General features: G+C 68.9%; 13 protein-coding genes. 3 read left to right on the top strand and 10 right to left on the bottom strand.

What is annotated here, in order from left to right:
• Nucleotides 1-23: 23 nt before the first annotated feature.
• Nucleotides 24-905: a tetratricopeptide repeat protein gene (locus tag BM175_RS07865; protein ID WP_090961660.1), complete on the bottom strand. Its 882-nt coding sequence runs from the start codon at nt 903-905 to the stop codon at nt 24-26.
• Between the two features lie 98 nt (nt 906-1,003).
• Here BM175_RS07865 and BM175_RS07860 point away from each other — a divergent pair, with 98 nt between their 5' ends.
• The 3 genes from BM175_RS07860 to BM175_RS07850 all read left to right on the top strand — a co-directional run bounded on the left by BM175_RS07860 (nt 1,004) and on the right by BM175_RS07850 (nt 3,670).
• Nucleotides 1,004-2,386 carry a leucyl aminopeptidase family protein gene (locus tag BM175_RS07860; RefSeq protein WP_090961658.1) on the top strand — a complete coding sequence of 461 codons (1,383 nt, stop codon included), beginning with the start codon at nt 1,004-1,006 and terminating at the stop codon, nt 2,384-2,386.
• Between the two features lie 73 nt (nt 2,387-2,459).
• Nucleotides 2,460-2,810 (top strand): MarR family transcriptional regulator, encoded by a 351-nt coding sequence (locus BM175_RS07855; RefSeq protein WP_090961655.1) that lies wholly within the window; start codon nt 2,460-2,462, stop codon nt 2,808-2,810.
• Entirely contained in the window at nt 2,807-3,670 is an 864-nt protein-coding gene (locus BM175_RS07850) for a C40 family peptidase (protein WP_090961652.1), read from the top strand. Before BM175_RS07855 ends, BM175_RS07850 begins: the two co-directional genes overlap by 4 nt.
• Here BM175_RS07850 and BM175_RS07845 read toward each other — a convergent pair whose 3' ends face one another.
• The 9 genes from BM175_RS07845 to BM175_RS07805 all read right to left on the bottom strand — a co-directional run bounded on the left by BM175_RS07845 (nt 3,671) and on the right by BM175_RS07805 (nt 15,509).
• Nucleotides 3,671-4,612, bottom strand: a complete 942-nt coding sequence (locus tag BM175_RS07845; RefSeq protein ID WP_090961649.1) for a 2-hydroxyacid dehydrogenase — start codon at nt 4,610-4,612, stop codon at nt 3,671-3,673.
• 5 nt (nt 4,613-4,617) lie between these two features.
• Nucleotides 4,618-5,268 (bottom strand): NUDIX domain-containing protein, encoded by a 651-nt coding sequence (locus tag BM175_RS07840; protein ID WP_090961646.1) that lies wholly within the window; start codon nt 5,266-5,268, stop codon nt 4,618-4,620.
• Nucleotides 5,265-6,920 carry an ABC transporter ATP-binding protein gene (locus tag BM175_RS07835; protein ID WP_175526794.1) on the bottom strand — a complete coding sequence of 552 codons (1,656 nt, stop codon included), beginning with the start codon at nt 6,918-6,920 and terminating at the stop codon, nt 5,265-5,267. The genes BM175_RS07840 and BM175_RS07835 overlap by 4 nt, the downstream gene beginning before the upstream one ends.
• A 15-nt stretch (nt 6,921-6,935) precedes the next feature.
• Complete coding sequence (locus BM175_RS07830) at nt 6,936-8,009, bottom strand: cation diffusion facilitator family transporter (RefSeq protein ID WP_090961643.1); 1,074 nt, start codon at nt 8,007-8,009, stop codon at nt 6,936-6,938.
• Between the two features lie 7 nt (nt 8,010-8,016).
• Nucleotides 8,017-9,240, bottom strand: coding sequence for an ABC transporter permease (locus BM175_RS07825; protein WP_244545919.1), 1,224 nt, complete (start codon nt 9,238-9,240; stop codon nt 8,017-8,019).
• A 4-nt stretch (nt 9,241-9,244) separates the two neighbouring features.
• Nucleotides 9,245-10,330, bottom strand: coding sequence for a microcin C ABC transporter permease YejB (locus tag BM175_RS07820; protein ID WP_090961640.1), 1,086 nt, complete (start codon nt 10,328-10,330; stop codon nt 9,245-9,247).
• 38 nt (nt 10,331-10,368) lie between these two features.
• Nucleotides 10,369-12,249, bottom strand: coding sequence for an extracellular solute-binding protein (locus BM175_RS07815; RefSeq protein ID WP_090961637.1), 1,881 nt, complete (start codon nt 12,247-12,249; stop codon nt 10,369-10,371).
• Between the two features lie 10 nt (nt 12,250-12,259).
• The gene (locus BM175_RS07810) at nt 12,260-14,251 is read right to left on the bottom strand and encodes an extracellular solute-binding protein (protein WP_175526793.1); all 1,992 of its coding nucleotides are present in this window, start codon (nt 14,249-14,251) and stop codon (nt 12,260-12,262) included.
• 205 nt (nt 14,252-14,456) lie between these two features.
• Entirely contained in the window at nt 14,457-15,509 is a 1,053-nt protein-coding gene (locus BM175_RS07805; RefSeq protein ID WP_090961634.1) for a c-type cytochrome, read from the bottom strand.
• Between the last annotated feature and the right edge of the window lie 148 nt (nt 15,510-15,657).

Raw genomic sequence — 15,657 nt, 5'->3', positions numbered from 1 at the left:
CTTCAATTCGGTTGGTCGACCGCCTAGCCGCGATCCTCGGCAGCCAGTTCCGACCACGTGTTCTTCTGCGACAGCATCTGGCGGAGATAGGCGACGTTGGCCTTCGCCTCGTCCGGGCTGAGCACGGCCGACGCCGTGCGCTCGGCTTCGTCGAAGCGACCCTGAAGACCCATCACCAGCGCCAGGTTCTGGCGCACGCGTGCATCCGCGCCCGGCAGCTTCACGGCGCGTGCGAGATAGGTCTCGGACTTCGGCAGGTCCTTCGACAGGAGGTAGGACATGCCGAGGTTGGAGAGGATCGAGGGCTCGTTCGGCTGAAGCACAAGGGCTCGCTCGTAGAGGACCCGCGCCTTCTCCGGCTGGCCGAGCTGATCGAGGATCGCGCCTTCCGTCGACATGAGGCGCCAGTCCGGACGGTCCGGCGTCTGGGCCCGGCGGACGGTTTCCAACGCCTTCGGCAGGTCGCCGGCCGCGGCCAAGGCCTTGCCGTAGGCCGCAAGCACGTCGCGATCGTCGGGATGGGCGATCGCCACCTGGCGCATCACGGCCAGCGACTGCTCGTTGCGCCCGGTCATCTGCAGCGCCGAGGCGAAGGCGAGGCCGTTCGCCTTGTCCTTCGGATTGCCCTCGTAGCGCGCGCCATAGGCGCGCACCGCATTCGCCAACTGGTCGGTCGTCATTTCCGACAGGGACGGCTCGCCGCGCGGCGCGGTGGTGGTGCTGGAGGCAGTCGATGGGCCGATCGAGCCCGTGTGCATGCGCGACGTCTGGTTGCATCCGGCAAGGAGCGCCAGCGTCAGGAAACCGCCTGCCAGCGCCAGACGCCTTGCGCGAGTGCCGGAGCGGGCGTAGGCCCCAGCCTCGAGCGAGGCGGCGGACCGGTTGGAAGGTTCGAAGGCGCGCATGGGTCCCGATCCGGCTGTGCTGTCTGTCGTCAAAGCCATAAATCGTTAACCTTACCGCTCCCTTAATCCTCTGGAGCGCACGCGAGGAACCGTGTGAGATGACCGATCGCCTCCTGTCCGCCGCTCACGACCCCCGCCCCGTCCATCCGGTGGGGGAGGGCGACCTCGGCAGCCTGCCCGCGCCGCTCGGGTCCTGGGCGCAGGCGATGGGCTGGAAGGGGGGCGCGGGCGGCGTCCTCGTGGCGCCGGGCGCTGAGGGTGTACCCGGCTCCGCCGCGCTCGGCCTCGGCGGTGCGGGCGCGAGCCCGGCCGAGCGTGCGCTTCTCGTGGGCGCGCTCGCGAACGCGCTGCCGGCCGGCGACTGGGCGCTCGCCGACGGGCACGGGCTCGACCCGGACCTTGCCGCTCTGGGTTTCCTGATGGGCGCCTATCGCTTCGATCGTTACCGTTCCAAGCCCGGCGAAGAGGGCGCGCGTCTGGCGCTGCCCCAAGGCGCCGACGAGGCGCGGGTGCGCCTGCATGCCGACGCCGTCGCGATGGTGCGCGACCTCATCAACACCCCGACCAACGATCTCGGACCCGACGGGATCGAGGCGGCCGCCCGCGCGCTGGCCGAGGAGTTCGGCGCCGCGGTGTCGGTGATCACCGGCGATGCGCTGCTGGCCGAGAATTTCCCAATGATCCATGCGGTCGGCCGCGCGAGCGCCGTCGCCCCGCGCCTCATCGACATGACCTGGGGCCCGGCCGACGGCCCACGTGTGACGCTGGTCGGCAAGGGCGTCGCCTTCGATACGGGCGGGCTCGACATCAAGCCGGCGTCCGGCATGCTTCTGATGAAGAAGGACATGGGCGGCGCGGCGAACGCCCTCGGCCTCGCGCGCATCGTGATGGGCGAGAAACTGCACGTCCGCCTTCGCGTCCTGATCCCCGCCGTCGAGAACGCGATCGCCGGCAACGCCTTCCGTCCCGGCGACATCCTGCGCTCGCGCAACGGCAAGACGGTCGAGATCGGCAACACGGACGCGGAAGGGCGGCTGATTCTGGCCGACGCCCTGTCGCTCGCCGACGAGGAGGCGCCCGAGGTTCTGATCGACATGGCGACGCTGACAGGGGCCGCACGCGTCGCGCTCGGGCCGGACCTGCCGCCCTTCTATACCGACGACGAGGCGCTGGCCGCTGCGATCGCCGATGCCAGCGCCGCCGTGCACGATCCGCTCTGGCGCCTGCCGCTCTGGAAGCCCTACACGAAGAACCTCGCCTCCAAGATCGCCGACATCAACAACGTCACCACCGACGGGTTCGCCGGTTCCGTGACCGCCGCCCTGTTCCTTCAGGGCTTCGTCTCGCAGGCGAAATCCTGGGTGCATTTCGACGTCTTCGGCTGGCGACCGCAGGCCGGGCCGACGGGACAGGCGGGCGGCGAGGCGCAGGCGATCCGCGCGCTCGCGAAAGTTCTGCGCGAGCGCTATCCGTCCTCTTGAAACGGCCTTAATTCCTCTGTCCTGTGACCGAACCGGCTCCGAAACGAGGGCCGGTTCGGGGTGGGGACCGAGAATGGGTATCGAAATCCGGCCGGCGCAGGCGCTTCGGCTGTTGCATGGCAACGCATTAAAGCAGGCGCGCGACGCGGGGCCTGACCTCACGACGCGGCAGACCGCCATTCTCCTCACCGTCTATCTCGAACCGCCCCCGCACACGGTGCGCGGCCTTGCCGACCGGCTGAAGGTGACGAAGCCTGTCGTCACGCGCGCGCTCGACACGATGGGGCGCCTCGAACTTCTGGAGCGCCGCCGCGACCCGGCCGATCTTCGCAACGTTCTCGTGCGGCGGACGGTGAAGGGCAGCCTGTTCGTATCGCAGATGGCCGACCGGCTGGTCGACGAGGCCGGAGGACTGGCGCGATGACCGTGGCTCTCGATCGGCGCCTCCACGCGGCGCGGCCGGACCTTGCCGACGAACGCCTGCGCGGGCGCGTCGAGGCCGACCGCTTCGTGGCGGGCGAGCCGGCTCATGTCGATGCACCGCTCGCAGACCTGCGCCGCCATCCTTCGCCCGACGCCCCGCTCGAAACGCAGGCGCTGCACGGCGAGGCGGTGACGATCTTCGAGGAGACGCCGGAGGGCTGGTGCTGGGTCCAGCTGGAGCGCGACCGCTATGTCGGCTGGATGCCGACGGCCGCGATCCTCTCCGGCCCGGCACCCAAGGCGACCCATCGCGTCTGCGTGCCCCGCACCTTCGTGTTTCCGGGACCGGACATCAAGCGCCCCCCGATGCGCGAGCTGATGCTCGGCGCGAGCGTCGCCGCGCAGGGCCAGGCGACCGACCCCAACGCCATCTACACGCTGATCGCACCGTTCGGCGCGATCGTCTCGCAGCATCTTAAGCCGATCGACGCCGTCGCGCCCGATTTCGTTTCGGTGGCGGAAGGGTTTCTGCGGGTGCCCTATCTCTGGGGCGGCAAGTCACCGTCCGGCATCGACTGCTCCGGTCTCGTGCAGCTTTCGCTCCAGCTGTCGGGGATCGAGGCGCCCCGCGACACCGATCTCCAGGCGGCGTTGCTCGGGCATGCGCTCGGCCCCGACGAGCCTCTGCGCCGCGGCGATCTCGTGTTCTGGCGCGGCCATGTCGGCATCATGCTGGATGCGGAAACGCTGCTCCACGCCAACGCCCATCACATGATGACGGCTGCCGAGCCGCTGGCGTCGGCCGAGGCGCGGGCGCTCGCCAAAGGCTCGCCCGTCACCGTCCGGCGGCGTCTCGGCTGATCAGTAGCCCGCGCTGCGGTCCACGATGTTGTGAAGGCTCTCGCCGCGCCGATGCGCAGCGATCTGGGCCATGATGATCGGCGCCAGCGCCGCCGGGTCGGAGGAGGCCGCCGCGTGCGGCGTCACGAAGACGCGCGGGTGGCGCCAGAGCGGGCTGTCGGACGCCAGCGGCTCGCGCTCGAAGACGTCGAGCGAGGCTTCCATCAGCCGCCCGTCGTTCAGGGCACGCAGGATCGCGGAATCCTTCTGGAGGCCACCGCGACCCGCATTGATCAGCGAGGGCGTACCGAGCGGCGTCTCGCGCTTCAGCTTCGACAGGAAGCCGTCGTTGATCATGCCTGTCGTGTCCGGGGTCAGGGGCAGAAGCACGACGAGGATGTCGGCGCGCGAGAGGATTGCATCGAGGCCCGTGTCGCCGTCGAAGCACTCGACGCCCTCGATCGACTTCGGCCGACGGCTCCAGCCCGCGACCCGAAAGCCCAGCGCCTTCAGCTTCTCGGCGGCGTCGCGCCCGAGTTCGCCGAGCCCGAGGATACCGACCTCGATCTCGGACGCCGCCGGTTGGCGCCGCTCGTTCCAGATCCGGACCGCCTGCTGCGCGCGGTAGGTCATCCCGCGGCGATGATGGTCGAGCACGCGCCAGACGACGTATTCGCTCATGCGCGCGGTGAGGTCGTCCGCCACGATGCGCAGGATCGGAACGTCCGGCAGGGTCTTGTCCCGCAGGATGTGGTCGACGCCCGCGCCGAGCGAGAAGACGGCGCGGAGATTGGGCAAGTTCGACAGGACGCCCGGCGGCTGCTTCCAGACGACGGCGTAGTCGATGCTGTCGTCCGCCGCGCTCGCGGGGCGCAGCACGATCGTCTCGTCGGGCGCGGCGGCGAGCAACGCCTCCGTCCAGCGCGAGGGATCGAAACCGGTGACGGAAAGAAGGATGCTCACGTGTCTCAGTCCGTTTGCGTCGAATCGGCGAGGAGCTTCGCATGGGCGCGGCCGTGGCGCGCGAACCAATGTGTCGCTGCGACGAGGAACCCGTTCTGCACGGCGCCGCGGTCGACCGCGGCCAAGAGGTCCTCGAAGGGGGCGGCTATGGCGAGGATGTCCTCGTCCTCATCGGCCTTGCCGCCGCGGCCGGAGAGTTGTCCGGTATCGACGATCGCAAGGAAGATCATGGCGAGTTCGTCGGTGAGGCCGGGCGTCGACAGGATCGAGAAGCAATGGGCGACCGCGCGCGGCACCAGCCCCGTTTCCTCCGTCAGCTCGCGGGCCGCGCCGCTCGACGGGTCCTCGCCCTCGTCGATGCCGCCGGCCGGCAGTTCCAGCGGCGCGGCGTGCGGGGTGGCGAGCGCCGCGCCGATGCGGAACTGGCGAATGACCACGATCGCGTCGCGCGCAGGATCGTAGGGGATGACCACCGCACAGCGCCCGCCGCGCACGAGTTCGCGTCGCACGCGGGCGCCTTGCGCGTCGCCGAGCGGCTCGTGGCTGAGCGTCAGGACGTCGAGCGGCCGGAAGCCGTCGAAGACGCGCCGTTCCTCGCTGACGGTGAAGTCCAGCGCCTGGTCCTCTAGGCGGGAGCGGTAGGTCGGCACGCTCACTGGGCGACGTCCTCGCCGGCAGCCGTCTCGATGCGGAAGGCGGCAGCCATCAAGGCCTTGGTGTAGTCGGTCTTCGGTCGCTCGAAGATCTCTTCCGAAGGCCCCCGCTCCACCACCTCGCCGCCCCGCATCACGATCACCTCGTTGGCGAGCGCGCGCACGACCTTGAGGTCGTGGCTGATGAAGAGATAGGCGAGGTCGTGCTTCCGCTGGAGGTCGCGCAGGAGGTCGACGACCTGCGCCTGTACGCTCATGTCGAGCGCCGAGGTCGGCTCGTCCAGCATCACGAAGCGCGGATTAAGCACCATGGCGCGAGCGATGGCGACACGCTGGCGCTGGCCCCCAGAGAACTCGTGCGGGTAGCGGAAGCGCGTCGCGGGGTCGAGACCCACTTCCTCCAGCGCCGAGACGACGCGCGCGTCGCGCTCCGCCTTCGACAGTTTCGGCTGATGCACCTGCAGGCCTTCCGCCACGATGTCGGCGATGGGCATGCGGGGGCTGAGCGAGCCGTAGGGGTCCTGGAACACGATCTGGATACGGTCGCGCCAGTCGCGCATCTCGCGCGACGACTTGGTGTCGATCCGGGTCCCGTCGAAGCGGATCTCGCCCTCGCTCGCGATCATCCGGCAGAGCGCGAGGCCGAGCGTCGTCTTGCCCGAGCCGGATTCCCCGACGACGCCGACCGTCTGCCCCGCGCGCACGGCGATGTCGATGCCGTTCACCGCCTTCACATGGTCGGTGACGCGCCGCATCAGGCCGGTGCGCACCGGGAACCAGACCTTCACGCCTTTGCCTTCCATGACGAGCGGCGCATTGGCGTTGGCTGCGGGTGGGCGGCCCTTCGGCTCGGCCGCCAGAAGGTGCCTGGTGTAGGCGTGCTGCGGGTTGGCGAAGATTTCGGCCGTCGGCCCGGTCTCGACGATCTCGCCGCGATACATCACGCAGACGCGGTCGGCGATGCGTCGGACGATGCCGAGATCGTGGGTGATGAAGAGGAGGCCCATGTCCCGCTCGGCCTGCAGCCGCTTCAGGAGCTCCAGGATCTGCGCCTGCACCGTCACGTCGAGCGCCGTCGTCGGCTCGTCGGCGATGAGAAGGTCCGGCTCGTTGGCGAGCGCCATCGCTATCATCACGCGCTGGCGCTGGCCGCCCGACAGCTGGTGGGGGTAGGAACCGAGCCGCTTTTCCGGCTCGCGGATGCCGACCTGATGCAGAAGCTCCAGCGTGCGCTCGCGCGCGGCCCGGTCGGACAGGCCGCGGTGGATTTTCATCACCTCGCCGATCTGCCGCTCGATCGTGTGAAGCGGATTGAGCGAGCTCATCGGCTCCTGGAAGATCATCGAGATCTTGTTGCCGCGAACGCCGCGCAGCGCCTTGTCGTCGGCGGCGATGAGATCCTTCCCCTCGAAGACCACCGTGCCGTCGGGATGGCTGGCGGACGGATAGGGAAGGAGCTTCAGGATCGACAGCGCCGAGACGGACTTGCCAGACCCGGACTCGCCGACGAGCGCCACCGTCTCGCCCTTGTGGATCGCGAAGGACACGCCTTTGACGGCAAGGCTCGTCTCGCCGTTCTGGTGGAAGGCGACCTTCAGGTCGCGCACGTCGAGAAGCGGTGCGCTGGCGTCGGGGCGGGGAGCGATCTGGCTCAAGCGGCTCTCATCCTCTCAGGCCGGACGGGGCAGGGTGCCATGGGCGTGGTCGTGCCCGTGATGCCCATGGTCGTGACGATGTCCGTGGTCATGGGCGTGGTGATGGTGCGCGTGGTTATGACCCGCGTGGTCATGACCCGCGTGGTCATGGACGTGGTCGCCGCCGCAGGCGCTTCCGGCATCGGCGCAGTGCCCATGCTCGAGTTCCACCGTCGCGTGCTCGATCCGGAAATCGGCGCTCAGCATCGCCTTCACGCGGCGCACCACGGCCGTCCCGTCGGCGCCCTCGGGCACGCAGACATGCAGCGTCGCGGCGCGCCGGCGCGGCGTGATCATCCAGACATGGACGTGGTGGACGTCCTCGATGCCGGGAATCGCGGCACGTAGATGCCGACCGACCTCCTGGCCGTCGACGCCGGCCGGTGCGCCTTCCAGGAGGACGTGCGCGGATTCGCGAACCAGCCGCCAGGCGTTGGTGAGGATCAGCAGGCAGACGAGAACGGAGAGGATCGGATCGATCTGCGTCCAGCCGGTGGCCAGAATCACCAGCGAGGCGACGATCGCGGCGACCGAGCCGAGAAGGTCGCCCAGGACATGCAGCAGCGCGCCGCGCATGTTGAGGTCTTCCTTGTCGCCCCCGTGGAGCACATAGAAGGCCGCGATGTTGACGAGGAGACCGGCGACGGCGACGACCAGCATCGGGCCGGCGAGGATCTCGACGGGCTCCGTGAACCGCCGCCACGCCTCGTAGACGATCACGGCGGTGATGCCGAAGAGCACGAGGCCGTTGGAATAGGCGACGAGGATTTGGAACCGGTCGTAGCCGTAGGACCGCTTGGCGTCGGCCGGCCGAAGCGCGAGGCGCGCGGCGGCAAAGGCGAGCACGAGGCCTGCGAAGTCCACGAACATGTGCCCGGCGTCAGCGAGAAGCGCAAGTGAGCCGGAGATCAGACCGCCCGCGATCTCCGCCAGCATGAAAAGGCCGGTGAGGGCCGCCGCGATGCCGAGCCGCTTGTGGCTCGCATGCGCGGCATGGTCGTGGTGATCGTGGTCGCCGTGATCGTGCGAATGGCCGTGATGGTCGCTCATGACGCGGTCACCGGAAGCTCTTGCGGGGGTCGAACGCATCGCGCACCGCCTCGCCGACGAAGACGAGAAGCGACAGCATCAGGGACAGGACCACGAAGCCGGAGATGCCGAGCCAGGGCGCCTGCAGGTTGTTGCGCCCCTGCGCCAGGAGTTCGCCGAGCGAGGGGGAGCCCGGCGGCAGGCCGAAACCGAGGAAGTCGAGCGAGGTCAGCGTCGTGATCGAGCCGTTCAGGATGAACGGCAGGAAGGTCAAGGTCGCGACCATCGCGTTGGGCAGGAGGTGTCGGCCCATGATCGTCCAGTCGCCGACGCCGAGCGCCCGCGCTGCGTTGACGTATTCGAAGTTGCGCGCGCGCAGGAACTCGGCCCGCACGACGCCGACGAAGGCGACCCACGAGAACAGGAGCATGATGCCGAGAAGGATCCAGAAGCCGGGCGGCAGGATCGCGGCGACGATGAGGAGGAGGTAGAGGACCGGGATCGAGGACCAGATCTCGATGAAGCGCTGGAAGAGAAGGTCCACCCAGCCGCCGAAATAGCCCTGCACGGCACCCGCGAAGACCCCGATCACCGCCGAGGCGGCGGTCAGGATCAGGCCGAACAGGACCGAGATGCGGAAACCGTAGATCAGGCGAGCGAGGACGTCGCGCGCCTGGTCGTCGGTGCCAAGCCAGTTCCAGTTGCCGACCGTGCAGTTGGGGTCGTTGACGCCTTGGCTGTAGCGCGCGCAGCGCTCCTCCTTGGAGAAGGTCCAGGACGGCGGCGACGGGGCGGGCGTCGGAATCTCGTTGTTGACGCTCTGGTAGGAGTAGCGGATCGGCGGCCAGATCATCCAGCCGTTGGCGGCGATCTCGTCCTGGATGAACGGGTCGCGGTAGTTCGTGACCGGCAGGAACCCGCCGAAGACCTCCTCCGGATAGTCGGTGAAGATCGGCGCGTAGTACTCGTTCTTGTAGGAGATCAGGATCGGCTTGTCGTTGGCGACGAACTCGGCGAATAGCGTCACGACGAAGAGGATCGCGAAGATCCAGAGCGACCACCAGCCGCGCCGGTTGGCCTTGAAGTTCTGCCAGCGGCGCTGATTGAGCGGCGACAGGCGGGAGGGCGTGCCGATGGCAACGACCGGCGGCGCGTTCTGGGCCACGCCGCTCGCGCCCCCTTGCGCCTCGCGCAGCGTCGCGGGCTCGGGCGGGCGATCCTTCGCGTTGCGATCCTCGATGGTGTCGGTCATCGGATCAGACCTCCCGCCGCTCGAAGTCGATGCGCGGATCGATCCAGGTGTAGGTGAGGTCGGAGATCAGCGTCGTCAGCAGTCCGATGAGCGAGAAGATGTAGAGCGTGGCGAAGACCACCGGGTAGTCCCGCTTGTAGATGCTCTCGAAGGAGAGGAGGCCGAGCCCGTCGAGCGAGAAGATGGTCTCGATCAGCAGCGAGCCGGCGAAGAAGGCCGAGATGAAGGCGCCGGGAAAGCCCGCGACGATGATCAGCATGGCGTTGCGGAAGACGTGGCCGTAGAGGACGCGGCGCTCGGTCAGCCCCTTGGCGCGCGCGGTCGTCACGTACTGCTTGCGGATCTCGTCGAGGAACGAGTTCTTCGTCAGCAGCGTCGTCGTGGCGAAGGCCGAGAGCGACAGCGCGATCAGCGGCAGCGTCAGGTGCCAGAAGTAGTCGACGATGCGCTCCGGCCAGGAGAGCTGCGCCCAGTTGTCGGAGGTGAGCCCGCGCAACGGGAACCAGTCGAGGAACGAGCCGCCCGCGAAGAGGACGATCAGGAGCACCGCGAAGAGGAAGCCGGGGATGGCGTAGGCGACGATGATGACGGCGCTCGTCCAGGTGTCGAAGCGCGAGCCCTCGTGGAGTGCCTTGCGGATGCCGAGCGGGATCGAGATCGCGTAGGACAGGAGCGTGATCCAGAGGCCGAGCGAGATCGAAACCGGGAGCTTCTGGATGATGAGGTCGACGACCGTGGCGTTGGAGAAGAAGCTCGTGCCGAAGTCGAAGCGGGCGTAGTTCCAGATCATCTCGCCGAAGCGCTGCCAGGCCGGTTTGTCGAAGCCGAATTGCTCGTTGAGCCGCTGGATGAACTCGGGGTCCAGCCCCTGCGCTCCGCGATAGCCCGACGTGTCGCCGCCCTGCGCGGCCATGTCGCCCCCGCCGCCGCCGAGGCGATCGGCCGCGCCGCCGCCCTGGCCCTGCAGCCCGGCCACGATCTGCTCCACCGGCCCGCCCGGTGCGAACTGGATGACCACGAAGGACACGGCCATGATGCCGAGCAGGGTCGGGATCATCAGGAGCAGACGTCGGAGGATGTAGGCTGCCATTCAGCGGTCCCGTTGTGCGAAAGCGTCGGTGGGCGCGGTCAGGCCCGCCCGGCCGCCTTGGCCTTGGATTCGTCGTACCACCAGAGCTGTTCCACCGGGAAGCCGTAATCGGGCTTGGTGACGGGCATGCCGAACATGTCCCACCAGGCGACGTTGTGGCCTTGGGCGTGAAGGTTGGGGATCCAGTCGAGCCGCCAGCGCAGCACGCGGTCGAGCGCGCGCATCAGGACGGTCAGCTCGTCGCGCGTCTTCGCCTCGCCGATACGGTCGAGAAGCGCGTCCACCGCCGGGCTCGCCATGCCGGGATAGTTGTAGGACCCCGGCCGGTCGCGGGACGTGGAGCCGAAGAAGCTCGTCAGGCTCTCGCGCGTCGGGGTGCCGTTGAGGCCGAAGCGGCAGAGGATCATGTCGAAGTCGAAGCGGCTGAGGCGGTCCTGGTACTGGGCGGCATCGACGACGCGCATCGAGGCGTCGACGCCCAAGAGCTTCATGTTCTCGACCATCTTGCCGTAGACGCGGCCCTGCTCGGGGTCGTTCAGGAGGTATTCGAGCCGGAACGGCTGGCCGGCGCCATCGACGAGCGCCGAGCCCCGGCGCGTCCAGCCGGCAGCGGCGAAGAGCTCGGAGGCTTCCCGCAGGATGCGCCGGTCGCGCCCCGACGCGTCGGTGACGGGTTGCGTCCAGACCTCGCCGAAGACTTCCGGCGGCAGGTCGGCGCGCAGCGGCTCCAGCACGGCGAGCTCTTCAGGAGAGGGCGCGCCGGTCGCGACATAGTCCGACAGTTCGAACGGGGACTGCGAGTGCAGCCGCAGGCCGAACAGGAGATTGGCGTTGGTCCACTCGAAGTCGAAGCACAGGTTGATCGCGCGGCGCACCCGCGCGTCGGAAAACTGCGCGCGGCGCTGGTTCAGCGCCCAGCACTGGAAGTTCGGCCACTTCTCTTCCGGGAACGTGTCGCGCTTCACCGGGCCGTCCTGGATGGCGGGGAAGTTGTACTCGCTCGCCCAGGCTCTCGTCGTGAACTCCTCGCGATAGGTGACGTCGCCCTTCTTGAAGGCCTCGAGCGAGGCCTGCCGATCGCGGAAGCACTCGACGCGGATCGTCTGGAAATGTCCGAGCCCCTTGGCGAACGGCATGTCGCGGCCCCAGTAGTCCGCGCGCTTCTCGTATTCGATGTAGCGGCCGGCGGCGTAGCGCCCGACGCCCCAGGCACCCGAGCCGGGGATCACGTCGAAGCCGCCCTGACCGAACGGGCGGTTCTGGAAGAACGCGGCGGGGACGATCGGTATCGAGAGGGTGGCGAGAGCGGTCGGCACGGTCTGGCGCCCGGAAAAGACGATCCGCACCGTGCGCTCGTCCTCGGCCACGACCTCTCGCACCTCCAGAAGCTGGATTGCGAGGCTCGGATGGCCCTCCCGCTTCAGCGTCTCGTAGGAGAACACGACGTCGGCCGCGGTGACCGGCGCGCCGGTCGAGAAGCAAGCTTCGGGCCGCAGCCGGAAGGTGAAGCGGTTGCCGTCGGGTGAGATCGACACGCTTTCGGCGAGCAGGCCGTAGAGCCCGTCCGGTTCGTCCAGCGTCGAGAGCATCAGGCCCTCGTAGAGCATTTCCATGCGCGGCGGAGCGTTGCCCTGCAGGACGAGCGTGTTGAACGTGTCGAACGTGTCGGGCGACTGGTTGAAGTACCAGGACGGCACGGTGAAGGTGAACCGCCCGCCCTCCGGCGCGTCCGGCGTTGCATAGTCGAACTGCGTATAGCCGGCCGGGTATTTCAGATCGCCGAACGCCGAGAGACCATAGAGCGGTGTGTCGGCCGGGTTGTCGGCGAAGGATAGGCGGGGGAGGGCGGCGCTGGCCGCAGCGCCGAGCGCCAGCTTGCCGAAATGGCGGCGGCTGATGCGGATGAAGCTTTCGGTCACGCGCCGCGCCTCACGGCCGCTGCGGCGGAATGGCAGGGGCGGTAGCCGGGTCGGGCGCGCCCGCGGCCGCCTGGTCCTCCGGCGTGTTCACGGCGACCTCGCCTTTCACCCACCACGAGAAGGGATCGATGCCCGCATAGGCCGGGCGCGTCGCGGGCATGCCGAACTTGTCCCACCAGGCCAGCCAGATCGACGGGTTGTGGTACTGCGGCACGACGTAGAAGTTCCAGAGCAGCACCCGGTCGAGCGCATGGGTCGCGGCGACGAGGCTGTCGCGGTCGGGCGCGTAGATGATCTTCTCGATGATCGCGTCCACCGCAGGATTGCGGATGCCGGCCGCGTTGCGGCTGCCCGGCTGGTTCGCCGCCGCGCTCGACCAGAAGTCGCGCTGCTCGTTGCCCGGCGAGAGCGACTGCGCCATCACGTCGGTGACGATGTCGTACTCGAAATTGTTGGTCAGCGCCTGATACTGCGAGGCGTCGACGATGCGCGTCGAGGTCTCGATGCCCAGGCGCTTCAGCTGGTTGGCGAACGGGTCGATGACGCGGCTCGACGAGGGGTCGGCCGCCAGGAACTCGATCCGGAACGGTTCGCCCTTGGCATTCACCAGCTGCGAGCCCTGTCGCTTCCAGCCGGCCTGCGTCAGGAGCTCGAAGGCCTGCCGGAGATACGTGCGCTCGGCGGCCGGGTCCGAATAGTCCGGCAGCGTGAAGGGCGTCGTGAAGACCTCGGGCGGGACCTCGCCGCGCAGCGGCTCGAGGATCTTCAGCTCCGCCTCGCTCGGCAGGCCCGACGAGGCGAGCTCGGTGCCCTGGAAGTAGCTCGTGGTGCGCTTGTACTGGCCGTAGAACAGCGACCGGTTCATCTCCTCGAAATTGTAGACGAGCGTCAGGGCCTGGCGCGTGCGCGGGTCGGCGAACTTGTCGCGCCGCGTGTTCATCACGAAGCCCTGCATCGGCTCGCCGGTCTCGGACGGGAAGGCCTCCTTCTTCACCCGGCCGTCGCGAAAGGCGGGAAAGTCGTAGCCCTGCGCCCAGCGACCGGCGCTGTTCTCGGAGCGGTAGTCGGCAAAGCCCCCGCGCTTGAAGGCTTCCCAGCCCGCGCTCTGGTCGCGGAAGTAGGTGTAGCGGATCTCGTCGTAGTTATAGCGCCCGACGCGAGGGCCTTTGGATGCGGCCCAGTAGTCCGGCACCCGCTCCCAGGTGATGGTCGAGCCCGGCTGGTAGGCCTTCACGCGATAGGGGCCGGAGCCGACGGGGATCTCCAGCGTCGGATTGTCGATGTCGCGCTTGGCGCCCTGCGCGTCCGTGCCCTCCCAGAAATGCTTGGGCAGCACCACGAGATCGCCCATGATGTTGGGCAGTTCGCGGTTTCCCGTCTGGTTGAAGCGGAAGGTCACCTCGCGCTCGCCGGTGACCTCGGCGCCCGTCACGTTGTGATAGTAGTTGGCATAGAGGGGCGACAGCCGCGTCACGGTCTGGAAGGTCCAGACGACATCCTCGGCGGTGATCGGCTGGCCGTCGTGGAACTTGGCTGCCGGGTCGAGGCGGAAGGTCACGGACGAGAAGTCGGCGGGATAGCGCATCGCCTCGGCGATCAGCCCGTGGCTGACGCCCGGCTCGTCCAGTGCCTGATCCATCAGGGTATCGTAGGCGATGCCGCCGCCGAATGCGGCAAAGCCCGCAGCTGGCGTGCCGCGCACGGGGAACGGATTGAAGCTGTCGAACGTGCCCGCCGCCTGCAGATTGAGGCGGCCGCCCTTCGGGGCATCCGGGTTCACGAAATCATAGTGCCGGAAGTCGTTGCCGTATTTCGAGGGCCGGATCAGCGACGACCAGCTGCGCCATTCCCCCGCTTCCATCCCGGCCGGTGCCGCCGCGCCAGCGGGAGCGGCTGGGGCGGTTTGGTCCTGCGCCGCTGCGAACGGAATGCCGACGGCCAGGAGAGCGGTCAGGGTCAGGGCGGTCAGGGCGCGCGAGACTGGCGGCAAATCGATCTCCATCTGGCAGGGCCGGCGCGGCGCGCGCACCGGATGCCCGGACCCCGCCCGAGCTTTGTGGCCTTCCTCGGGCAAAAGGCCGTGGTGACGAAAGTGTAAGCTTCACCTCGCCCCTGTCCAGAGAGCCGGCCGCGTTCGCAGGGCCCGGAACGACGAAAGCCGGACCTTGCGGCCCGGCTTTCATGAAGGGTTGCGGTCTTGGACGGCCTTACTGGGCCGGTGCCGGCGCGGGAGCCGCGTTGTTCGCCGGAGCGACCGGAGCGACCGGAGCGACCGGAGCGACCGGAGTGGCTGGAGCCGGAGCTGCCGGCGCCGGAGCCGGGGCGGCGGGGGGCGCCGGAGCGGGCGCGGCAGGCGCCGGAGCTGCGGGCTCGGCCGGAGCGGGCGCAGCCGGTGCCGCGGCGGGAGGGGTGGAAGGCGCCGGGTTCTCCTGCGGAGCCTGCGTGCCGGGCTGCGAGGGCGCGGCCTGTCCGGGCTCGGTCGGCGGCACGGGCGCGCCGGCGGGGCGGTTCTCGGCGTTGGTGCCGGTGGCCGGAACCGTGCCGGACGCCGGCGCGGTCGGCGCTGCGCCGGTGGTCTGGTCGGTCGTGCCGGCGCCCTGGGGCTGCGTCACCGCGTCGTTCGGCAGGGCGTTGGTGTTGGTCGTGGCGTTCGGGGCGGTCTCGGCCGGAGCCGCCGCCGCTTCACCGCCGGCCGGCGCGCCGGCGTCCGGTGCGGGCGGTGCGGGCGGGTTGTCCGACAGGGTGCCGAGATAGGCGAGGAGGTCGGCGCGCTCCTGGTCCTTCGCGATGCCGGCAAAGCCCATCGCCGTGCCCTTGATGTACTGCTTGGGCCCATGCAGGAAGTGGTTGAGGTGATCCCAGTCCCAGACCACCGTCTTGCCCTGCGAGAACTCGGTCATCGCGGCCGAGTAGCTGAAGCCCTCGTGCGAGGCGATCGGGCGGTTCACGACGTCCCACAGATCGGGACCGACCTTGTTGGGTCCGCCCTTCTCGCCGGAATGGCACGCCTGGCAGCGCTTGAAGATCGCGGCGCCCGCCTCGGCATTGGCGTTCTGCATCAGCTGGCCGACCGGCGTCACCTCGTTGGCTGCTGGCGCGGCGCCCCCGCCGGCGGGAGCATCGGGCACGGCGATCGCGAAGCCGGGCTGCTCGGGCGCCTCGGCATGGAAGATGCCTTCGGCCAGAAGGCTGCCGCCGAACAGAACGAACACGGTGCCGAGGAGGGCACCGAAGATCTTGTTGGCCTCGAACGAATTCATGATAAAGGGCGGCTCCCTCTGCAGCCGGCGCAAGGGGCCGACGACACGCGCTTTCGACGTTCCACGGACACGGAGCGCGGCCCGCCGGTTCCCGGCAGCCTGGCTCAAGCCCGTCAATTGGAAGCGTTCTGACATTCCGATCGGAATC

It is taken from the genome of Aureimonas phyllosphaerae (assembly GCF_900113065.1).
In the GTDB taxonomy this organism is placed as follows: domain Bacteria; phylum Pseudomonadota; class Alphaproteobacteria; order Rhizobiales; family Rhizobiaceae; genus Aureimonas; species Aureimonas phyllosphaerae.
The sequence above is the reverse complement of the archived record's forward strand: the minus strand, read 5'-3'. Positions and strand labels throughout refer to the sequence as shown.